Raw genomic sequence first — 20769 nt, forward strand, 5'->3', positions numbered from 1 at the left:
CGCCGCCGCCGCCCCGCGCCCGCCGCCGCCGCCCCGCGCCGCGCGCAGCGAGCCGCCGGCACCCCCGGCTCCGCCCGCAAAGCCGGCCGCGGAGAAGACCAGCTTTGAAAATCTCGAAGACGAGATGGCCTCGCTGCTCGGCCGTCCGAAGCCGTCTTCGTGAGGCTGCCGGCCCTCCCGCGTAGAGTTGTTTTTCTTTCTGTCCTGATCGCCGCGGCTTCGCTCGCGATGCCTGCGCATGCGCAGGACATCAGCATCAATCTCGGCGGTCAGGGGGGCGGCGTCACCGAGCGCGCGATCCAGCTCATCGCGCTGCTCACGGTGCTGTCGATCGCGCCGTCGATCCTGATCATGATGACGTCATTCACGCGCATCGTGGTCGTCTTGTCGCTGCTGCGCACCGCGATGGGCACGGCGACCGCGCCGCCGAACTCGGTGATCATCGCGCTCGCGATGTTCCTCACCTTCTTCGTGATGGGACCTGTCCTGCAGAAGTCCTACGACGAGGGCATCCGCCCGCTCGTCGCCAACCAGCTTGGCGTCGAGGACGCACTCCAGCGCGCTTCCGTCCCCTTGCGCGGCTTCATGCAGAAGAACGTGCGCGAGAAGGACCTCAAGCTGTTCCTGGATCTCTCCGGCGAGCCGCCGCCGGCCACGCCGGACGACCTCGCCCTGCGCATCCTCGTCCCCGCCTTCATGATCTCCGAGTTGAAGCGCGCCTTCGAGATCGGCTTCCTGCTGTTTCTCCCCTTCCTGATCATCGACCTCGTCGTCGCCTCCGTGCTGATGTCGATGGGCATGATGATGCTGCCGCCCGCAACGATCTCGCTGCCGTTCAAGCTGATCTTCTTCGTGCTGGTCGATGGCTGGTCGCTGGTGGCGGGAAGCCTGGTGCAGAGTTACGGGGGCGGATAGCTGCGGCTCCATCCGCCGTCATGCCCCGGCTTGACCGGGGCATCCAGTACGCCGCGGCCTTTCGATTTCATCACTGCGGTCTCTGGAATACTAGATCGCCCGATCAAGTCGGGCGATGACACCGAGAACGTGGCGTACAGTGAGACGGCGTCGACAGCGCCCCTACCCCTTCACGTCATACTGCTTGCTGAGGTGATCGCCGATCTGCACCAGCATGGCGACGCTTTCGGGGAAGCCCGGCTTATCCGTCGCGGCCTGGTCGGCATCGGCGCGGAATTCCCAGCTATCGCCGTCGCGGACGATCAAGATGACGAGGTCATCCGGACCATCGGCATGGACCTTCAATTCGGCCCGCGCCATGGCGATGAGTTCGGCTTCGGTCTTGGCAGGCTTGCTCATATCGACGCTCTCCCGGCATGAAGACGCGCAGGTTGCCGCTTCAACGGGCACCTGTCGAGAGGCCTCGTAGTAGCAGGGTTCCTACCGCGTCATCTTGATCTGCCGCACGACGGGGATCGTGGGCAGCGAGCCGGTGTGGTCGGCCTCGTCCTTGGCTTGCGGCGAGGCCGGCGCGCGGGCGGTTGCGTCGGGGAAGCGCTGCTTCATCTCGCGCAGGAAGCCGTCGAGCGTGTCGACGCTGGCAGCGAGCTTGGCGATCTCGGCAAATTCGGCGCTGGAGGACGCTGCCGGCTTGCTCGCGATGTCGAAGGCGACCCGGTCCGCACTCTCGCTCATCAGCGGCGCATATTTCTCGCGGAAGCGCGACAGGCCGATCGAATCGTCGGCGAGCGCATAGCCGACGGCGGCGCGGATGATGTCGCTCTTCTCCACCGCGTTGAGTGGCTTGAAGTCGCGGAAGCGGTCGCCGTAATAGAGCTCGATCTGCTCGGCGGATTCGCGCCAGCGCCGCGCCGCCCAGAAGATGTCGGAGCGCAGGCGGAGCACCTCGCGTCCGGAAACGTTGGAGACGATGTCGAGCGCGAGATCGTGGCGGCCGACGTCGCTCTGCGCGCGCGCCTCCAGCAGCAGCCGCTGCTGCCGTAGCTCACCGGAGAGATCGCTGATGCGGCTCGCGCGCAGCGCCGAGATCGCCATGTCGGGCTTGCGGTTGGCGAGGTAGATCATGGACAGGCGCGCGGCGACCTGGGCGCGGGCTGCGCCTTCGAGGCGATGGTCGACCTGGTACTGCAACAGTTCGGCGGCCTGGTCGAGCAGGTCAATCGAGGCGAGACGGTCGGCGAGGCGGCGGATCAGTTCGTCGCCGCGGCGGCCGATCGGCGTCAGTTCGCGGAACTCGTAGAACATCCCGAGCGCCTCGACCGGCGGCAGCTCGTCGCCCTTGGGCCCCAGGAAGATCTGCGTGAACAGGTCGGAGGCGAGGTCCTGCGCCTGACGCGAGGCCTCGGCGTTCGGCTGGAGCCTTGTCGCGGTGCGCGCCGCCCTGAGCGCGTCCCGGTAGCGCCCGTTCTCGGCATATATCTGCGACAGCATCTGGAGCGTCTTGACCTCKATCGAGTCGCCCCGCCAGGTCATCGACAGCGTCTCGAGCTCACGCAGCGCGTCTTCCTTGCTGATCTCGTCGCGCTTCTGCCGCAGCGCCACTTCGAGCTGCTTGGCCTCGGCCGCCGCCTGACGATCGTTCGAGGCGACCGCGAATTTGTAGTCGTCGAGCGCATCCCTGTCGTGCCCGAGCGCCTCGGCGAGCCGGCCGCGCAGCACGGCGAAGCCGGGCGCCGCCTCTGGCGATATGCCGACCACCTCGATCTCGCTGCGGCGCTTGGAGGCGCCGGCATAATCCTTCACCTCGAGCGAGGCGCGCATCGCCTCCATCGTCACGATGCGCTGGATGTCGATCGGCAGCGAGGCGATGGCGAATTCGACGTTCTTGAACTTCTCGCGCGCATCCGCCCACTTGCCCTGGCGCGCATAGGCGAGCGCCTTCCAGAGTTGGGAATCGTGGCTGTTGCCGATCACGGGATTGGCGAGGTCCTTCAAGCCCTGCGCCGGCCGGCCGATCAAGATGTTCGCGATCGCATGCATGATCAGCGCGCCGCTCTCCTCCTTGTTGAGGGGATCGGCCAGCATCAGGTCGGTCACCGACTTGGCTTCGTGGTACATGGCGCGCGACATGTAGAACTGCGCGAGATCGAGCCGCGGCAGCGAGCGCTGCGCCGGCTCGACGGCCGCGATCGCCGTGATCAGACTGCCCTGGCGCGTCCAGAAATCCTCCGACTGGCCCTTGCGCCAGCCTTCCGGACTGAAGACCGGCCGCACCGCGGTCGGCGCGCGCTCGGCGGAGATATCGACCGGCGACAGCGTCAGTCCGCCCTTCTTGCCGAGAATGACCTTGTCGGATCCGACCTCGACGCCGACCTCGTCGGAGTTCGGCCGGATCGCGATGCCGTGCGCGGATTCCAGCAGCGAGAGATCGACGAGATCCTGCCGCTTGATGAAGCCGCGCACCGGCCGCTGCCCGGTGACGACATAGAGCGTGTCGCCGGCGTCGGGATCGGTCAGCTTGTGCAACAGGCCCGGATTGGCGAAGGGGATCGCGATATTGGCGAGTGCGGGGTCGGTGATGTTGCGCGACATCATCAGCGGCAGCGGCGTCGCCTGGATCTTGTCGGCGAGCGTCAGGAGCCAATTGGTCTCCTTGCCGACCTCCTCGCTCGTCAGCGAGTAGACCAGCGGCCGGGTGAGACGGATGCGGACCGCCTGCCCCTTGTCGAGCGGCATGCGGCTGACCTCGCCGATCATCGCACCGCCCCGACTGCGGATCGCCTCGACGTCGATCGGCTTCGGCGTATCGAACACCAGCCACACCGTATCACCGCGGCGGAACGCCGCCGCAGGCGTTGCCACCTGAAGCGGGAAGATCACGCGCAAGCCATCGCTGTCGCGGCGCACATCGACGCTGGCCACGGTGGGCTGCGGCGCAGCCGGCGCCTCGGCAGGTGCGACCTTGACGCTGTCCTTGACCGGCTTTTTCGCAGCCTCCTTCACGACCTCCTTGGGCGCTTCGGACACCGCGGGCTTGACGGGCGCGACCACAGCTTCCGTTGCCGACGCCGCAGGCTTCGACACGTCCTTGTGCGGTTCCGCGGCATGCGGTGCTTCGGCCGCTGGAGCCGGCGCAGGCTTCGGTGCTTCGGCCGGCGGCATCGCCGCCGGAGCTTCCGGCTTCACCTCGGGCTTGGCTTCGATCTTGGCTTCGATCCTGGCTTCGCGCGCGATCGTCTCGGACGTCGGCGGCGCGATCTCGCGATGGACCTCCTTCGGCTTCTCCGCCGCCGGCTTTTCCGCCGCCGGCTTTTCCGGAGCCGGTCCATGGCCTTGGGCCATAGGCTTCGCCTGCGCGATCACCGCCTCAGCCGTCGCGGCGGTCTTGCCCTTGTCGGGTTGGAAGGAGATGTCGACGACGTAATTCTTCTCGTCGCGGAAGGAGTGCACGTCCGAATCGCCGATCAGCGCGATCTCGACACTGGTCTGGTCGATGTCGGACTTCTGCTTGATCGAGGCGACGTTCGGGGGCGCGGCGACGACCGCGTCCGCCAGATCGAAATTGAGGCCGGCATTGAACGCGAGCGTCAGCTTCTGCTCGTTGAGCACGGAGGACACGCCGACGCCGTCGGGCATCTCGAACACGAAGCGCACGAAAGTCGGCTGCACCGAGGCGCGCACGCGGATCTGCGGACGCTTCTTGGTCTCGGCTGCGGCGCGCTGGGCGCGCAAGGCACGTTCGGCGACACGCGCACGCTCGGCCAGTTCCCTGACCACGTCCATGGGCAGGCTTGGCGGCGGCCCCTTCCAGCCCTCCGGCAAGAGATCGATGAAGGTGCGCTCGCCGGCATTCATGGTGTTGACGGTGACGCGCCGCGCCAGCGACAGGCGGATGGCGCTGCCGTCGGGATCGCGGCGGGCAGAATTGACGTAGTCGGGCGCACCTTCCGGAACGCGATCGACGGGAACGTCGACCGCCCGGTCGAAGCGAATGATGAGAATGGAGCCGGCCGTCGTCACCTCGGAGGGAACGTCCTCGCCGAGCTTGATCACCAGACGGGCAAAGCCGCCACCGGCCGAGAAAGTCGCCTCGCCCCGGACCACATCGGCGGCGCGGGCGGGCGCACCAAGGCCGATAAGCAGGCAGGCCGCCAGCACGGGCGCCTTGCGGACATGGCGCGACAACCCCCGCGCCAAAGCGCGGGCTCGCGACATAAATCCAGCGGCAGCCTTCTGCGCCATTGGCGGCGTTTCTTCCAATTCGGCGGTCCATGCCGGCACTGGCGCCGGCCCGTGCCGTCGACTGTAGGTTTTGCCAATTAAGGACTTGTTAATGCTGTAATGACGAATTCACCCGGCACAGTGCGTCGCGACGCCTGCTTGCGGGCTCGGGCGTTCGTGCTTCGAAATCTGGGGAGCAAGTGGTTAAGGAGGTGTTAACACCCCCTTCGTCCGCACCCGTCAGGAATGCCAATCAAACCCCGCGATTGGCCGGCAAGGCATTCAACTTGCCTCGCGCTTCGCGAATTGACTGCAAGGTCAATCGCTTTTCCGAGATTCGGCTCTCGATGTACTCACGCTCGAGATCGGTCAACTGTGTGTTCAACAACCGCTGATAGCGGCGAATGCTATCGTCGTGAGCTTGAATGAGCGCGAACCTTGCATCCATATTCACCTCCGATTCGTTCCGCCTCACCGAGCCAACTCAGTCGTAATCGACGCCATAACGCGCGAACTCGTCGCCGATGTTCTTCTGAATTGTCCTTGCAGTCGAAATGTCAGATTTTCCGCCGATCGCATCGCCTTGCTTCAGCTTGGCAAGCCCGCGACCAAAAAGCGCGCTCGCCAATTCGGGGGCGACTCGCAAGGCAGCATTGTAGTCATCGATCGCCGCACCGAACTCACCCATCTTCAGGTGGATCAGCCCACGCGAGTCGTACACGGCAGCGCTGGTCGATCCCGATTGAAGCGCTCTGTCGCAATCCTCCAGCGCTTCTCGCGAGGCGCTGAGAACCGCGCGGGTCCAACATCGTCCGCTCCATGCCGCCCGCGAGGCGGGCTGGAGACGGATTGCCTCGTCGTAATCATGCGCCGCGCGCTGGTGGTCGTTTTTCTTCAGATAGGCTCCGGCGCGGTTGACGAAGGCAGCGCCATAGCCGGGATCGAGCTTGATCGCATCATCAAAGGCTTCGATCGCGAGCTCATATTCACGTCTCCTCAAGTGAGCCACGCCGCGGTTGTTGAAGGCCTTTGCGTATGTCGGATTGAGTGCGATCGACTGATCGAAGTCGCTGATGGCGCTGTCGTAGTCGCCCTTTGCCGTGTAGGCGTTGCCGCGATTGTTATACGCGATTGCCAGAGCTGCCGACGAATCTGGACGCGCCTGTATGAAAGTCGTGCAGGCGCCGATCCGGGCATCGAGCGAGGTGGTACCCGTCCCGTTGCACAGTTCGATATTGCTGAGATAGCTGTCCTTCACCCCGGAGTTCTGGGCCGCGACCGGCAAGCCGACCCACATCAGGACGACAAGCGCCAGTCCGCCTTCGGCAACGGAGGATCCTGGTTTCATGTCAGGCTCCCGATCTTCTGAGATCTGGCGATTGCACCGGCTCGGACCAATTCTCTAGCAGCCGCGACAGATGTTCAGATTGAGCCTTTGCTCGGCCCTTTGCTCGGGTTGGCGTGGCCCCGCTGCGCCGGGCTTCTTCGTATATTTGGTCTTGCCCTCTTCGATCAGAGTGGAAAACCTGGTGGTTCCGTCGTCCGAGATTTCGACGTGAGGTGTAGTGCCTCGAATGCCCATCGTCGCGACCGGCGTTTCGATCTTCATGTCACCGGTCTTCGCAACCTGGCCGGCAACAAAAACGAACGTACCCTTGGTCAGGTTGAAGGCTGTCGAATTGGACTTTCCACCCGGCTCGTAGACGTATTCGTCCAATGTCATGCGGGCGTTGCTCGACAAGTTGAACGAAGTTCCATCGACGAAATTGATGCCGACCCGACTGTCGGCACCGGTTCGAACCACATCGCCCAAATAGACGGGATCACCGACTTTCGTCTGGATGGATTCGGCCCCGACGTTTGCCTGGACAATGGCGGCGCCCGCATGCTCGATGATGACCGAGCCATCGGCTGTCACAACTTTCCCGATTGGCTTTGACGACGAGTCCAGCACGGCGCGCCGCGGAGAATCGTCCTGCGCCTGAACCGGGCGGGGTGACGAAGCGGCCAGCGCAAGCACGAGACCTGCCACGAGAACAATCGCTGCACGAGCGCCCATGGCTTCCTCCTTTTCGAAGATATGATCCTCGAGCATCCGAACGGCTCCGACAGCGCTGGCGAAAGCCATCGGGGATAATGGCAGACCAGCAACAGCAAACCACGACAGCCAAAATGGTTATTCCGGGGTAATCCGAATGGCTGATCGCCGTGTCCAAAAGAGTCACTATCCGCGCCAGGCAATTTCAAACAGCTTTTAGCGCTGAAAGCGGTACCGTCGGGCGAAACGTCAGCAATTCTGCCGTGATCAGCCTGGGCGGAATTCTCAGAAACGACAACTTTTTAGCGGGCATAGCTGAGGTTGCCGGCACAAAATTGTTCCCGATCGCGTGACGCGGCAAGCCGGCCAAGACGCGGCGGCATAGGGCGACGCCTGAGGCCGACCGCTAGGGCAATCGAGGTTGAAAAATGGCCGTCACGTCCACTGCAGAGCACGGGGGCGAGCGCGAAGCCGCTGCGGGCCTGCATCGCCGCGTGAAGACGGCGAAGAGCAATCCTCCTGATGTACCCGCTATTCAATCTCATGAGCGAGCCTCTGCCGGCCGTTTCGGGATGCTGTCGCTCACGGCATTGCTCTTCTCGATGATCAAAGAGGTCAGGGCCGCAGACCCGAACGCAACGTTCCTGGACGACGATACGATTACATACAAGGACTTTGCACACGGCACGTTCGAGCTCACGACCAAGGAATCAATCCCGCGGCACATCATCGTCGAGGACCCCGGACAAACGGTCGTGCTGAGCAAGGTCGGCTCCGGGCTTACCGTGAATCAGCTCGACAACAGCGCGACCCGCATGGAGGAGCTGCGGGTGGCCCAGCAGGAGGCGCTCGAAAATTTCTCGAAGGGATTTGGCAAGAACGGGTCCGGCACGCCTCCGTTCGTCGAATCTCTGCCGCTGGAGCCGATCAATTTCATAGCGCCCGCGGCGCCAAGCGCACTGCTGCCGTTGCAGCCGATCATCGTCACGGTGCCCGACATCATCACGCCCGTGCGGACGCCGCCGATCTTGAATGTGCAGGCGGGCCCGCTTGAACTCGACACGGTCGCGTTCGACGTCTTCGCCGCAACGAGGGGAACCTTCAGCGCCAGCAGCTCCAGCGCCGCGCTGACTTTCGGCATCAGCGGAGGCGCTACGGGCGCTACCGCGCTGCAGGGAGCGATCTACGACGTATCGAAGACCAGCTCTTATGGCACGCTTTATCTGAACAGCTCGACTGGCGCCTATGCCTTCGTTCCCAACAGTGGCGCGATCAACGCGCTGAAGACGCCGACCACCGATAGCTTTGTGATCACCGTGTCCGACGGGTCGCTTTCGGCTCAACAGGCCTTCACGATCAACATCAACGGGGCCGACGACGCGGCGATCATCTCCGGCACGACGACCGGCTCGTCAGTCGAATCCGGCGGCGTCGCCAATGCCGCATCCGGCCCACCTGGCCCACCTGTCACAACCGGCAAGCTTTCGGATATCGACGTCGACGACCCCGCCAACACTTTCACGGCCGTCAATTCCCCGACGAAGAGTGCACACGGCTACGGCACTTTCACCATGACCGCCGACGGCGTCTGGAGCTACACGCTCGATCAATCCAACAGCGCAGTGCAGGCTCTGAACGTCGGCAAGACGCTGACAGACACCTTCACGGTGACCAGCATCGGCGGCACCCCGCAGTTGATTACCATCACGATCAACGGCGCCAACGATGCTGCCATCATTTCCGGGACGACGACCGGCACCGTGACGGAAGCCGCATGTTGGAAGCCCGGGACTCCGATCGCGACCGGCAAGCTTGCAGATACGGATGTCGACAATACTCCCGACAGCTTCACGCCGGTGACCTCGCCAAGGGCGAGCGACCATGGCTACGGCTGCTTCCGGATGACGGCTGACGGCGTCTGGACCTACACGCTCGATGACACCAATTGCGCCGTCCAGGCGCTGAACGCCTACGACACCCTGACCGACACCTTCACCGTGACCACCGTCGACGGCACCGCGCAGGTGGTGACGATCACCATCCACGGCACGAACGATCCGGCCATCATCCACGGCTGCATCACTGGCTCGGTGACCGAGCCCGATTGCAGGGAACACGGCAAGCCGACGGCGAGCGGCAGACTGACTGACACCGACGTCGACAACACGCCGAACACATTCACGCCGGTCACTTGTGCGACCCGGAGCGCGGGCGGCTACGGCGCTTTCACGATGACCGCCGCCGGTGTGTGGACCTACACGCTCGACACCACCAACTGTGCCGTGCAGGCGCTTCCTTCCTGCGAGACTTTGACCGACACCTTCACGGTCACGACCATCGATGGGACGGAACAGACCATAGCCATCACAATCCACGGCGCCGACGATCGCGACCATTTCGGCCACGCGGCAGCTCTCAATGCCGCCGATCCGCCCCACGCCACCGCGCCCCCCGAAAACAATGCGGCTGCGAGAGCCTTTGCCGCCGGTCCGACGGTGGCTGCGAGCACCCATGACGCGAACACGGATGGCATCGGCGCCTCCGGCGAAAGTCCCGATCATGGCAAGATCGGCACAAACGGCGGTCGCGACACCTCTCACGACGGGCACGAACAGACCCTTCTTGCCGGCGGCTCCAGAGACGATCATTTCGTCTTTGCCTCGACGTCGAATTCCAGTGCAGCGCGCCCTGATATCATCTCTGGTTTCAAGGCAGACTCTGAGCGGGGCGACCTGATAGCTCTCGGCGCGCTCACCCTCTCCGTTCTGGCACTCGACCCCTCCAGCACGACGGTGCCCGCACATACGATCGCCTGGCTCTACGACAGCTCGGCGAACCAGACCATCGTGTACGTCAATCCGACGGATCAAAGCTTGAGCATCGGCGATTCCAGTCTGGTGGAAATCCATCTCGATGGCTTCTCCACCGTCCAGACGTCGGATTTCATGCTCGCGCTGGAAACGTCGGGTCATGCGATGGCAGCCGCGCCGGCCAATCTGGAACCGGGCGCGGACAACGACGCGACCGGTAGCCCGACGACGGCGGCCAGCCTCTCATCGGGCGAAATCGTCCATGAGCGAGCCGCCCTGATCGACGGAGACGGGCCCGGGCAAGCTGCGAAGGCGAGCGGGTGCACATTCGATGCCGATTGCGAACGGGTTGTCCGGGTCGGGCACACCCAGTTCGTTCAGCCCGACGATACGAACACGCGATCGGACGCCCCCACCGGCGGGAACGCGGCCTCCGCGGTGAGCCACGTGCAGCCCGTCCACCAGCTGCATTCCACGGCAGTCGCGGAGAATAGGTTCGTATTCGACAAGCTGACACCGTTCGGCAACGGCAAGGAGATCGCGCCCGCTCCAGAGAGCGTGGCCACCAAGGACAGCGGCCCGGTCACACCGTCCACGGTCGACCCGAGCATCGAGTCCGGCCCAGACTCCATCGAGACGTCACACCACGAAAATCACTTGCGCGAGTATCATCATGGGGACCCGATAGCCGAGAACGGCCTTCCTCGAGTTGCTTCGGTTCACCTCGGGGACTCATTTCATTTCAAGCAGCACGGCTCTGACGGTTCGGGTGACATTGCGCCCGCGCCCTGGCACGCGGCGGTCGAACCCTACGCCATCAAGGATGGCGCTTTGCATGGCCACCATTCAGAGCTCAGCGCAGGATGGGACGATCCTTCGGACCCGTCCGGTCATCACGAACATGCTGGCGTCGTCCACGGATTCAGGGCGGCGTCGATGCCTGAGCCGTCCCCGCCGCATATTGATCCGGCTCACGGCGCAGGCTCAGCTCACGCCCACGTGCCCCACGATCTGATCGTGTGATGTCCGCAGGGCAACTGGATCTTCAGTGTTGTATTCCGGTGCCATCCGATGCGGCGGAGCTGTCCCGCTCGGGACAAACATCGTCAGTGTCGCCATCTTCTTCTTGCGGCGGCAATGCATGCTGATGGTCAAGCGCGGATGTCCAGGCCAACGTCATCGCCGCGATGAGCAGCCGATTGACGGCTTCGATTGCGCGTTCTGCTACGGACGAGTAATTCATGGCTTCCGCCCGCGCGGCTGATTGCCGATGGCGGGAGCCTAGGACGAACTCTCCAGCACCACTGTACTCCAGTTCACAGTTGCACGCGTCAACTCATCGCAGCCTCAGAAGATGCCGCTTGCTTCAGCTGCATCTGCAACGCGAGCCGACGAGCTTCGTGCGGCAAAGACATCAAGCTCGCGATCACCCCACTCCCCGGCGCGTTTGATCTGCGTACTTGGTTGCCGAGTAGGCTCGCACAACCTCAGAGGTGTTGCGGTCCATCAACGACTCTGAATCAAATGTGATCATTGCGATGCGAATGCGATTGGTCAACTTTTTTGGGGGAGCAATCAATGAGCGGAGAAGCCAACTGCATTGTATGTAGCCAGGCAAGAGCGGTCGTAGCCGTCTTTCCAATCGCGCGGGGCTATGCACTAAAGGTATACGAGTGTTCCTGCTGCCACAGCACCCTTCATCTCGTGACTCGCACGACGAAGGCTGCGCTGATCAGGCAGCACTGCGAGACCCTCCTTCCCGTCGAGAAGCCGCTGAGCGCGACGGGTCCCAGGGTTCAACAGCGGTTCGCGAACTAGACACGCAAGGCGTCTAGCCGCGTACAGGCCGAACGACCGCGCGATTGCGCGCAGGCTGCCGCAGCGCGCCGCGCCTCCGGAGCCTTCAATTCGGCTTTTGCGTCGGCTTGCCGTCGATCTTGGGGAGATCGCCGGCCGCGGCCGATTGATCGCCGCCGCCATTGGCCCGGCGGGCCATCTCGACCGTCAGCCGCTCGGCGGCCTCCGGCGACATCACGCCCATGATGTCCGACATCTTTCGCGGCGCGATCTGCGAGGCGATCTCGATCAGCACGCCCATCTCGAGCCGGTCGAACACCCGTGCGGCGTCCTTGGGCTTCATGCCCTCATACATGGTCACGAGGCCCTTCATGCGCTGGGCTTCAGCGGCCTTCTGCTCGGCCTGGGTCGCGGAGATGCGGGATTCCACCGCCTTCATCTCCTCGACCTTGTTTTCGATGCGCTTCTCGGCCGACTTCAGCAGGCTCTCGCGGATGTCGATCTCGCGCTGGCGGGACTCGATCTCCTGGCGGCGTGCCTGCAAGCGCTCCAGGATCGCGCGCTCGGAGGCCGAGACCTGCGGCTGGGCCTCGTCCATCTTGACCACGGTGCCCTCGGGTTTGGTCTCGGGCGCGGCAAGCTTTGGCGCCTCCTTCGGCGCGCCGTGGGTGGATCCCGTGATATCGGGGTCTTCCCGCCCCGTCGGAAAGTTCAGATTCTCCTGCGCCCAGGATTTCTTGATCTGGCTCGGCTGGTAGTCGAAGACATAGCCGCCATTGATCACGAGGCCCACGACCTTGAGCGTGGCGAGCCCTGCGACGGCGACCAGAACGACCGGAATGACGCGGATGTTACGAAAGGATTTCATACCCTGACTTTATGCCGCAAGGCCGTTGGATCGTCGGCGCTCGGAGAAGGCTTCGGCCGCAGCCGCCACCGCCTTCGCCGATGAGGGCTTGGCCGCGGGCACCGCGGCCGCTTCCGGGCTCGCCGCAGGGCGCGCGGCGATCGCGATCTTGGACAGGCGCCGCACCACGTTGTCGGCTTCGCCGAGCTGCTTGTAGAGCTGGTCCGACATCTGCGTCGCCGCCGCCAGCTGGCTGCCGAGGTTCTCGTTGACGTCGCGTACCGCGAGCTTCAGCCCGCCGATCGCGCGCTCGGCGATCTCGGTGGCAGTGATCAGCTCGCCGATGACCGCCTTCAGCGAATGCTCGTCCGCCTTCAGCCGCGTCAGCCGCTTGTTGAGCATGACACAGTAGACGATGGTCAGCATCAGCAGGATAGCCACCAGCGTCTCGATCGCCATTCCCAGGGAGTGGTTCATGGGGCCTCCATCATCTTGTTCTGCTCGTCCACCTTCTCGAACATCGCAAGTGTCGTACTTGGCTTGCGCAGGGGTTTCGTCACCCGTATCGCGACGCGGTCGCCGACCCGGCCCATCCGCCCCTCGGTCAGAGTGACGTCGCCGCAACGCACGGTCACGTTGGCATCCGCGCGCATGTCGAGCGGCAGGGTGTCGCCGACCTTGAGCCGCATCAGCTGCTTGAGCGGGATTTCGGCCTCGTAGAGCACGGCATCGACCGCGATCTCGGCCTGGTTGATCTCGGTGGCGAAATGGCCCTCCCAGATCGTGTCGCGGCCGAATTTTTCGCCCATGAACATCTGGAGCAGGACGCCCCGGATCGGCTCGATGGTCGCGTAAGGCAGCAGCAGCTCGATGTTGCCGCCGCGATCTTCCATGTCGATGCGCAGGCGCACCAGGATCGCGGCGTTGGCGGGACGGCTGATCGCGGCGAAACGCGGATTGGTCTCGAGCCGGTCGATCGTGAAGGTGACCGGCGACAGCGGCCGGAACGCCTGCTCGGCGTCGACCAGTACCACCTCGACCAGCCGCTTGACCAGCTCGGTCTCGATCGTGGTGTAGGGCCGGCCCTCGATGCGGAGCTGGCTGGCGCCGCGGCGACCGCCGAGCAGCACGTCGATCATCGAATAGATCAGGCTGGAATCGACCACCGCCATGCCGAAGTTTTCCCACTCCTCGGCCTTGAACACCGAGAGAACGGCCGGCAGCGGGATCGAGTTCATGTAGTCGCCGAAGCGCACCGAGGTGATGCGGTCGAGCGAGACCTCGACGTTGTCGGAGGTGAAATTGCGCAAGGAGGTCGTCAGCAACCGCACCAGGCGGTCGAAGACGATTTCGAGCATCGGCAGACGCTCGTAGGAGACCATCGCTGAATCGATGATCGCGCGAATGCCGGAATGGTCGTCGAGCGTGACGTCGCCGACCGCGAAGCCGAGAAGATTGTCGATCTCCTCCTGCGACAGCACCCGCTCGCCGGAATTCTTGCCGGCGCCGAGATCGCGGCTGCCGTCCTCGACCATGGCCGCCCATTGCAGGGCCATGGTCTCGGATAGTTCGTTTGCGGCAGCAGCCTTCGCGGCCTCCGCGGGATCCTCGGAATCAAGCGAGGCCTCCCATTGGGCGGCAATTGCATCCTGGTCTGGTTGGTCGGTGCCTGCCATGATCCCTAGCCCGTCATGCTCACTGGATCACGACTTCCTTGAACAGCACCGCGCTGACCTGGATCGGGGAAACCGCCGCATTGACGCGCTTGGTCAGCTCTTCCTTGAGGCGGAAGACGCCGGCGGAGCCGTTGAGGTCGGAGGAGCGCAGCTCGCGCACATAGGTCTGGAAGATGTCGGTGATGCGCGGCATCGTCGGCTTGATCGCCTCGATCTGCTTCTCTTCCTTGAGCTCCAGCACGATCTTGAGCTTGAGATATTGCACGCGCTCACCGGGCGCGCCGGCGAGGTTGACCATGATGTCGGGCACGTCGACGAAGGCCGGCGGCTTCGGCGGCGGCGCCGCCTCGGCGTGATGCTCGTCGTCGCCATGACGGAAGAAGAAGAACCAGGTCGCGGCACCGCCACCGAGGACGGCGAGCAGACCGACGGCCATGATGATGAGCTTGAGCTTGTTCTTCGGCGGAGCGGCTTCCGCGCCTTCGACGGCTGCGCCGCCTTCCGCTTCATTGTCTGCCATGGTCGATAGGCTCGCTCATCTCATAAGGGATCGAAAGAGCGAAGCCTCCTGGCAGACAGTGACGCGATACAAATGCCCCAGCGCAGTGCGCTCCTCTTACACGCAAACGCTACGGTAATAATGGTTAACGGAATCTTTCGATTGGGCCTCCACTAGGAAAAATCTGCCGGGCAAACATGGCTAACAGAACCTTTCTGCCGCCTCCCCGCGCCCCTCAAAAATCGACAAAACATTGAAATTACGACATTTTTCGAGTTGGCACGGCTTTCGCTGAGAGAGGACCGAGGCCGGAGGGTTTGGGAGAACCTGGCGGTCTCGTTCACGGGTCGGCCAAGGCGCTTGGGAGAGCGAGGTGGCAGGCTCACTCAGGGGAGATTTCCGATGCAGAACGCGCTTCTGATCGGCTTGTCACGGCAGATGACGTTGGAACGGCAGATGGATGTCATCGCCAACAACGTCGCCAATGCCAACACCAACGGCTTCAAGGCCGACCATTCGCTGTTCGAGGAGTTTCTCAACTCGAACGCGCGTGAGGACAATTTCATCGCGTCCGACCGCCGGGTCTCCTATGTGCAGGACCGCGGCACCTTCCGCGACGTCGGCCAGGGGCCGATGGAGCCGACCAACAACCCGCTCGACATGGCGATCGACGGCAACGCGTTCTTCGCGGTGCAGGCCAATGGTGGCGAACGCTACACCCGCGACGGCAAATTCTCGCTCAACAGCACCGGCCAGCTCGTCACCTCCGATGGCAACCTCGTGCTCGGCATCGGCGGCCCGATCACCTTCCAGCCCACCGACCACGACATCAATGTCGCGCCCGACGGCACCGTCACGGTGCTCGAGGGCACCGCCAAGACCGACTCGATCCGCGGCAAGATCCGCATGGCTGCGTTCGACGATGCGGCGAAGCTGACCAAGCTCGGCGCCAACCTCTACGACGTCGGCTCCGCGACCCCGCAGGCCATCACCAAGTCGACCGTGCGCCAGGGCTACATCGAGAAGTCCAACGTGAACTCGGTCGGCGAGATGAGCCGCATGGTCGAGGTCATGCGCAGCTACACCGCCATCGCCAACCTGCTCCAGCAGCAGAGCGACCTCCACAAATCGGCGATCGAGAAGCTCGCCGACGTTCCGGCCTGATTAGGGGATCATTGACATGCAAGCGCTCCACACCGCTGCGACCGGAATGGCGGCCCAGGAACTCAACGTCCAGGTCATCTCCAACAACATCGCCAACCTGCGCACCACCGGCTTCAAGAAGCAGACGGCGGCGTTCCAGGACCTGATCTACGAGCACGTCCGCCGCGTCGGCGCGCAGGCCTCGGACCAGGGCACCATCGTGCCTGTCGGCGTCGACATCGGCGGCGGCGTCAAGACCGTCGGCACGCCGCGCAGCATGACGCAGGGCACGCTGTCGCAGACCGGCAACGACCTCGACCTCGCGATCTCGGGCGAAGGCTTCTTCAAGATCCTGATGCCCGACGGCACCTTCCAGTACACCCGCGACGGCACCTTCCAGATGGACAACCAGGGCCGCGTCGTCACCGCGCAGGGCAACCCGGTGCAGCCGACCATCACCATCCCGAACAACGCCTCCGGCCTCGCCGTCAACGAGCAGGGCCAGGTCTCGGTGACGCTGCCAGGTTCGTCGACGTCGGCCGTTCAGGGCCAGATCGGCGTGACCCGCTTCATCAACAAGGCGGGCCTCCAGCCCGTCGGCAACAATCAGTTCGTCGAGACGCCCTCTTCCGGCCCGCCGCAGGACGGCACCGCGAACTCCGAAGGCTACGGCAAGGTCACGCAGGGCAGCCTGGAGCAGGCCAATGTCGACGTCGTCTCGGAGATGAGCGACCTGATCGCCGCGCAGCGCGCCTACGAGATGAACGCCAAGGTCATCAGCGCCGCCGACCAGATGATGCAATCGACCACGGCGCTGTTCCGCTGAGGTAATGACGATGATCCGCACCACCCTCGCCACGATCTCCGCTTTCCTGCTGCTGGCGCTGCCGGCGCAGGCCGCCGACGATTTCATCGCAGCGCCGACGCTGCGCGCGAGCGTCACCGTGACCTCGGACGTGGTGCGGGTCGGCGATCTCATCGACAATGCCGGCTCGGCCGCGCTGATCCCGGTCTACCGCTCGCCCGATCTCGGCACCACCGGCGCCCTGCCGGTCGCGCATGTGCTGTCGGTGCTGCGCGCAAAGCAGGTGATCGGCGTGATGACCGGCGACATCAAGGAAGTCCAGGTCACCCGCCTCGCCCGCACACTCGCCAACAAGGACCTCGAAACCGCGGTGGCCTCGGCGCTCGAGCGCCGCTTCGGCCTTGGCGATGCCGCCAACATCGCCGTCACGTTCGACCGCGGCGTCGCCGACATGCGGCTCGACGCCTCCAACACCGGTGTGCTCCAGCCGGTCGCAACCCGCTATGACGCCCGCAACGGCCGTTTCGACATCGCCTTCGAGATCAACAACGACAACAATCCGACGCCGACCAAGCTGCGCTTCACCGGCATCGCGATCGAGACGGTGGAAGTGGCCGTGCTGACGCGCGACATCGACCGCGCCGATCTCCTGAAGTCCTCCGACATCGCGCTCGAGCGCCGGCCGAAGGCAGAGGTCACCGGTGAGGCCGCCTCGCGCGAGCGCACGCTCGGCATGCAGCTGCGCCGGCCGATGCGGGCGGGTACGCCGATCCGCGTCGCCGACATCGTCAAGCCGGACTTCGTGTCGCGCGACCAGAGCGTCACCGTCATCTACCAGGTCCCCGGGATCTACCTCACCACGCGCGGCAAGGCGCTCGAGAGCGGCGCCGAGGGCGACACCGTGAGCGTGCTCAATCTCCAGACCAAGCGCACGCTGGCAGGCATTGTCACCGGTCGCGGCCAGGTGACGATCCAGGGCGCGAGCCAGTCCGCGCCGATGGCGCCTGCGGTCGAGCAGACCTCCTCGCTCAAGCGCGACGAAGCGCCCACCCCGGCGGCCGCTGCTGCAGCGCTCGCACAGAGCCTGGTCCAGCCCCCCGCGTCTCCGGCCCAGATCGCCCAAGCCCAGATTCCGCAAGTTCGCGTCCCGCAAGCTCCAGCCAAGTCAGAGTAAGTCATGTCCAGGTTCAGTTCGGCTTCCCGCCTTCGTCGCGTCGCGATCTCTGGTCTGCTGCTGGCAGTTTGCGCGCTGGCGAGCGGCTGCTCCTCGATCGACCGCCTGTCGCAGATTGGCGAGCAACCGAAATTGTCGGCGATCGACAATCCGACGACGCAGCCCGGCTACAAGCCGGTGCAGATGCCGATGCCGAAGCCGGAAGTCGCCTCCTACAATCCGAACTCATTGTGGCGCAACGGCAGCCGCGCCTTCTTCAAGGACCAGCGCGCGACCCATGTCGGCGACCTCCTGACCGTGACCGTGAACATCACCGACAAGGCCAACATCGCCAACGAGACCCAGCGCAGCCGAACCGCCAAGGAGGATTCGGGGATTACGGATTTCATCGGCAGCAAGACGGTCACGCAGCCGCTCAAGATCCTGCCCGGCCGCCTTCTCACCACCGACTCGACATCCTCCGCCGACGGCAAGGGCTCGGTCAATCGCACGGAGGCCTTGCAGACCAACGTCGCCGCGGTCGTGACCCAGGTGCTGCCGAACGGCAACCTCGTCGTCGAAGGCAAGCAGGAGATCCGCGTCAACTACGAGATCCGCGAGCTCATCGTCGCCGGCATCGTCCGCCCCGAAGACATCCAGAGCGACAACACCATCGATTCCAGCAAGATCGCACAGGCCCGCATCGCCTATGGCGGCCGCGGCCAGATCACGGACGTGCAGCAGCCGCGCTACGGTCAGCAGGTCATGGACGTGCTGTTGCCCTTCTAAGCCTCTCCGGAGCTCCCACATCGTGTTCGCGAACCTAGGCGCGAACGACGATGTACTACGCGGCCTCCGGTAGCTCCCCTGCCGGAGGCCGCATGTATTTTGTAAAGACGATTGGGACGACTGACGGCGGGAATGCCGTAGCAGCCTCACGTAAACTCCGCCTCCACCACGCCCAGCCCGTCCAGCTCCATCCGCACCTTGTCGCCGGCCTTCAGCCACAGCGTCTTCACCAGGCTCCCCGTCAGGACGAGTTGTCCAGCGTGCAGACCCTTGCCCTCGGCGGCGAGGTGGTTGGCGAGCCAGGCGAGTGCATTGTGGGGATGGCCGAGCACGTCGGCCCCGGTGCCGTGGCTGACCTCTTCGCCATTGACGATGGCGCGGCCCTTGACCGCCTTCAGATCCGGCACCGACGAGCGCGGCACCGCCTCACCCAGCACGCAGCCGGCGGCGAAGAAATCGTCGGCGATCAACGTCGGCGCGCCCATCGATTCCCACTTCACATAGCGGTCGTCGACGATCTCGATCGCGGGATGATAGGCCTCGACGGCCTCGCCGACCCATTCGGCCGTGAACGGCGCCTCGCCGGCGGCGAGATCGCGCTGCAATCGCACCGCGATCTCGCACTCGACGCCGACACGGACATAGTCGGCAGCCGCGAGCTTCGCCCCGCTCTCGTGCACGCCCTTCTGGAACACGCCGCCGCCGCAGGGATGCGGGATGCCGATATAGTCCTGCATCACCTGGCTGGTGCAGCCGATCTTGTAGCCGACCAGCGGCCCGACATGCGGCAACAGCAGATCGTGCAGCGCGCGCTGGACCTGATAGCCCTCGGCTTCGTCGGCCGGCGGATGGTCCAGGGCTGCGAGCGGCGCGTGGTTGCGGCGCGCGAGCGCAATCGCCTTTGCGGCTTTGAGAATTTTGTCCATCGGCGCCGGCTCCCACGCTACGCAATTGAGGTCGGCACTTCAGCATCCCCGCCGGGGCGTGACAAGCGCGGGCCAAAGGCAAAGGACGGCCCAAGGGCGCCCTCAGCGCTTCACGAGGCCGAGCCGGATCAGGCTTTCGGCCGTCGCGAGGATCGCCTCGTCGTTGGAACGGGCCTGCCAGCCGAGCAGCGACCTCGCCTTGGCGCTGGTGGAATGCCGAACCCTTCCAAGCATCGGCACGACCGCGCGCAGCAGCGGAATCCGGTTGGCGGCCAGCCGCACCAGCCAGTCCGGGGCCTGGAGCCGCGGAACCCGGCGCGCCCTGGGCCCGAGTTCCCGCCGCAGCACCCTGGCGATATCGAGGATCGACATCGTCTCGCCGGAGACCGCGATGAAGCGCTCGCCTTTTGCTTCGGGCGCCGTCATCGCGCGCAGGTGCAAATCGGCCACGTCGCGCACGTCGACCACGCCGAAATAGACCCGCGGCACCGCCGGCATGGCGCCGTCGAGCAGCGATTTGACGATCTCGATCGAGCCGGAGAAGTCCGGCCCCAGCACGGGGCCAAAAATGCCGGCGGGATTGACGACGGACAATTCGAGCCCACCGCCCTCGCGCGCGACGAAATCCCAGGCCGCCCGCTCGGCCAGGGTCTTGGATTTGATGTAGGGCTGCACGTCGGCGCCGTCGAGATTGGTCCAGTCGGCCTCGTCGAACGGCCTGTCGCGCGCCGGATGGCCATAGCCGATCGCGCCCAGCGACGAGGTGACGACGACCCGCCTGACGCCGGCCTCGCGTGCGGCACGCAGCACCCGCAGCGTGCCGTCGCGGGCCGGGATGATCATCTCGTTCTCGTCCTTGGGAACACTGGTCGACAATGGCGAGGCGACATGGAGCACGTAATCACAGCCGGCGATGGCTTCGCGCCAGCCGTCGTCCGCAGTGAGATCGGCGGTGAAAAAGGACAGGCTTTCAGGCGACGCAGCCCCACCCTCGCGCAACATCGCCAGCACGTCGGCCTGCCGGTCCGGGCGGCGCACCGTGGTCCGCACCTGATGGCCGGCGGCCAGAAGCTGCAGGACGACATGGACGCCGACGAAGCCGGACCCGCCGGTGACCAGAACAATGCTCATTGCCGAGTTCCCCTCATTG

General features: G+C 64.6%; 18 protein-coding genes. 6 read left to right on the forward strand and 12 right to left on the reverse strand.

Annotation, left to right across the window (positions count from 1 at the left end):
• Window positions 1-159: 159 nt before the first annotated feature.
• The gene (gene fliP / locus AC1DW2_RS23280; protein ID WP_063982286.1) at window positions 160-915 is read left to right on the forward strand and encodes a flagellar type III secretion system pore protein FliP; all 756 of its coding nucleotides are present in this window, start codon (window positions 160-162) and stop codon (window positions 913-915) included.
• Window positions 916-1077: 162 nt separating this feature from the next.
• Here the strand turns inward: fliP and AC1DW2_RS23285 are convergent, their stop codons facing one another.
• The 5 genes from AC1DW2_RS23285 to AC1DW2_RS23305 all read right to left on the reverse strand — a co-directional run bounded on the left by AC1DW2_RS23285 (window position 1078) and on the right by AC1DW2_RS23305 (window position 7231).
• Window positions 1078-1314 carry a hypothetical protein gene (locus AC1DW2_RS23285; protein ID WP_063982285.1) on the reverse strand — a complete coding sequence of 79 codons (237 nt, stop codon included), beginning with the start codon at window positions 1312-1314 and terminating at the stop codon, window positions 1078-1080.
• A gap of 81 nt (window positions 1315-1395) precedes the next feature.
• A complete protein-coding gene (locus tag AC1DW2_RS23290; RefSeq protein ID WP_283017040.1) occupies window positions 1396-5157 on the reverse strand; it encodes a tetratricopeptide repeat protein in 3762 nt (1253 codons plus the stop codon).
• Between the two features lie 232 nt (window positions 5158-5389).
• Window positions 5390-5584, reverse strand: a complete 195-nt coding sequence (locus AC1DW2_RS23295; protein ID WP_135214595.1) for a hypothetical protein — start codon at window positions 5582-5584, stop codon at window positions 5390-5392.
• Window positions 5585-5620: 36 nt separating this feature from the next.
• Window positions 5621-6394 carry a tetratricopeptide repeat protein gene (locus AC1DW2_RS23300; protein ID WP_245328614.1) on the reverse strand — a complete coding sequence of 258 codons (774 nt, stop codon included), beginning with the start codon at window positions 6392-6394 and terminating at the stop codon, window positions 5621-5623.
• 144 nt (window positions 6395-6538) lie between these two features.
• Window positions 6539-7231, reverse strand: a complete 693-nt coding sequence (locus AC1DW2_RS23305) for a FecR family protein (RefSeq protein WP_084795356.1) — start codon at window positions 7229-7231, stop codon at window positions 6539-6541.
• Window positions 7232-7602: 371 nt separating this feature from the next.
• Here AC1DW2_RS23305 and AC1DW2_RS23310 point away from each other — a divergent pair, with 371 nt between their 5' ends.
• A complete protein-coding gene (locus AC1DW2_RS23310) occupies window positions 7603-11007 on the forward strand; it encodes a VCBS domain-containing protein (RefSeq protein WP_354130457.1) in 3405 nt (1134 codons plus the stop codon).
• A 22-nt stretch (window positions 11008-11029) separates the two neighbouring features.
• On the opposite strand, the gene AC1DW2_RS23315 is transcribed toward AC1DW2_RS23310, so the two are convergent.
• The 5 genes from AC1DW2_RS23315 to fliL all read right to left on the reverse strand — a co-directional run bounded on the left by AC1DW2_RS23315 (window position 11030) and on the right by fliL (window position 14824).
• The gene (locus AC1DW2_RS23315) at window positions 11030-11227 is read right to left on the reverse strand and encodes a hypothetical protein (RefSeq protein ID WP_187388008.1); all 198 of its coding nucleotides are present in this window, start codon (window positions 11225-11227) and stop codon (window positions 11030-11032) included.
• Between the two features lie 660 nt (window positions 11228-11887).
• Window positions 11888-12649, reverse strand: a complete 762-nt coding sequence (locus tag AC1DW2_RS23320; RefSeq protein WP_071912216.1) for a MotE family protein — start codon at window positions 12647-12649, stop codon at window positions 11888-11890.
• Window positions 12650-12658: 9 nt separating this feature from the next.
• A complete protein-coding gene (locus AC1DW2_RS23325) occupies window positions 12659-13105 on the reverse strand; it encodes a DUF6468 domain-containing protein (protein ID WP_063982280.1) in 447 nt (148 codons plus the stop codon).
• Complete coding sequence (gene fliM, locus AC1DW2_RS23330) at window positions 13102-14304, reverse strand: flagellar motor switch protein FliM (RefSeq protein WP_063982279.1); 1203 nt, start codon at window positions 14302-14304, stop codon at window positions 13102-13104. Before fliM ends, AC1DW2_RS23325 begins: the two co-directional genes overlap by 4 nt.
• A 19-nt stretch (window positions 14305-14323) precedes the next feature.
• Window positions 14324-14824: a flagellar basal body-associated protein FliL gene (fliL, locus tag AC1DW2_RS23335; protein WP_063982278.1), complete on the reverse strand. Its 501-nt coding sequence runs from the start codon at window positions 14822-14824 to the stop codon at window positions 14324-14326.
• A 381-nt stretch (window positions 14825-15205) separates the two neighbouring features.
• Here fliL and flgF point away from each other — a divergent pair, with 381 nt between their 5' ends.
• Genes flgF through flgH form a run of 4 tightly spaced genes read left to right on the forward strand, consistent with a single transcriptional unit; the run spans window position 15206 to window position 18693 of the window.
• Window positions 15206-15967, forward strand: coding sequence for a flagellar basal-body rod protein FlgF (flgF, locus tag AC1DW2_RS23340; protein WP_283017042.1), 762 nt, complete (start codon window positions 15206-15208; stop codon window positions 15965-15967).
• Between the two features lie 16 nt (window positions 15968-15983).
• A complete protein-coding gene (flgG, locus tag AC1DW2_RS23345; protein WP_014494004.1) occupies window positions 15984-16772 on the forward strand; it encodes a flagellar basal-body rod protein FlgG in 789 nt (262 codons plus the stop codon).
• A gap of 10 nt (window positions 16773-16782) precedes the next feature.
• A complete protein-coding gene (gene flgA, locus AC1DW2_RS23350) occupies window positions 16783-17925 on the forward strand; it encodes a flagellar basal body P-ring formation chaperone FlgA (RefSeq protein WP_354130458.1) in 1143 nt (380 codons plus the stop codon).
• A 3-nt stretch (window positions 17926-17928) separates the two neighbouring features.
• Window positions 17929-18693 carry a flagellar basal body L-ring protein FlgH gene (gene flgH, locus AC1DW2_RS23355; protein WP_063982276.1) on the forward strand — a complete coding sequence of 255 codons (765 nt, stop codon included), beginning with the start codon at window positions 17929-17931 and terminating at the stop codon, window positions 18691-18693.
• A 146-nt stretch (window positions 18694-18839) separates the two neighbouring features.
• Here the strand turns inward: flgH and AC1DW2_RS23360 are convergent, their stop codons facing one another.
• Both AC1DW2_RS23360 and AC1DW2_RS23365 read right to left on the reverse strand, forming a co-directional pair.
• Entirely contained in the window at window positions 18840-19619 is a 780-nt protein-coding gene (locus AC1DW2_RS23360) for a 2-keto-4-pentenoate hydratase (RefSeq protein ID WP_063982275.1), read from the reverse strand.
• 102 nt (window positions 19620-19721) lie between these two features.
• The gene (locus tag AC1DW2_RS23365) at window positions 19722-20750 is read right to left on the reverse strand and encodes an SDR family oxidoreductase (RefSeq protein ID WP_063982274.1); all 1029 of its coding nucleotides are present in this window, start codon (window positions 20748-20750) and stop codon (window positions 19722-19724) included.
• Window positions 20751-20769 lie beyond the last annotated feature (19 nt).

The organism is Bradyrhizobium sp. P3_C3 (assembly GCF_056402655.1).

What these genes read in the sequence shown, in the direction of transcription:
- AC1DW2_RS23285 (WP_063982285.1), bottom strand. Translation starts at nt 1,314, where the DNA reads ATGAGCAAGCCTGCCAAGACCGAAGCCGAACTCATCGCCATGGCGCGG.
- AC1DW2_RS23295 (WP_135214595.1), bottom strand. Translation starts at nt 5,584, where the DNA reads ATGGATGCAAGGTTCGCGCTCATTCAAGCTCACGACGATAGCATTCGC.
- AC1DW2_RS23305 (WP_084795356.1), bottom strand. Translation starts at nt 7,231, where the DNA reads ATGCTCGAGGATCATATCTTCGAAAAGGAGGAAGCCATGGGCGCTCGT.
- AC1DW2_RS23310 (WP_354130457.1), top strand. Translation starts at nt 7,603, where the DNA reads ATGGCCGTCACGTCCACTGCAGAGCACGGGGGCGAGCGCGAAGCCGCT.
- AC1DW2_RS23315 (WP_187388008.1), bottom strand. Translation starts at nt 11,227, where the DNA reads ATGAATTACTCGTCCGTAGCAGAACGCGCAATCGAAGCCGTCAATCGG.
- AC1DW2_RS23320 (WP_071912216.1), bottom strand. Translation starts at nt 12,649, where the DNA reads ATGAAATCCTTTCGTAACATCCGCGTCATTCCGGTCGTTCTGGTCGCC.
- AC1DW2_RS23325 (WP_063982280.1), bottom strand. Translation starts at nt 13,105, where the DNA reads ATGAACCACTCCCTGGGAATGGCGATCGAGACGCTGGTGGCTATCCTG.
- fliM (WP_063982279.1), bottom strand. Translation starts at nt 14,304, where the DNA reads ATGGCAGGCACCGACCAACCAGACCAGGATGCAATTGCCGCCCAATGG.
- fliL (WP_063982278.1), bottom strand. Translation starts at nt 14,824, where the DNA reads ATGGCAGACAATGAAGCGGAAGGCGGCGCAGCCGTCGAAGGCGCGGAA.
- flgF (WP_283017042.1), top strand. Translation starts at nt 15,206, where the DNA reads ATGCAGAACGCGCTTCTGATCGGCTTGTCACGGCAGATGACGTTGGAA.
- flgG (WP_014494004.1), top strand. Translation starts at nt 15,984, where the DNA reads ATGCAAGCGCTCCACACCGCTGCGACCGGAATGGCGGCCCAGGAACTC.
- flgA (WP_354130458.1), top strand. Translation starts at nt 16,783, where the DNA reads ATGATCCGCACCACCCTCGCCACGATCTCCGCTTTCCTGCTGCTGGCG.
- flgH (WP_063982276.1), top strand. Translation starts at nt 17,929, where the DNA reads ATGTCCAGGTTCAGTTCGGCTTCCCGCCTTCGTCGCGTCGCGATCTCT.
- AC1DW2_RS23360 (WP_063982275.1), bottom strand. Translation starts at nt 19,619, where the DNA reads ATGGACAAAATTCTCAAAGCCGCAAAGGCGATTGCGCTCGCGCGCCGC.
- AC1DW2_RS23365 (WP_063982274.1), bottom strand. Translation starts at nt 20,750, where the DNA reads ATGAGCATTGTTCTGGTCACCGGCGGGTCCGGCTTCGTCGGCGTCCAT.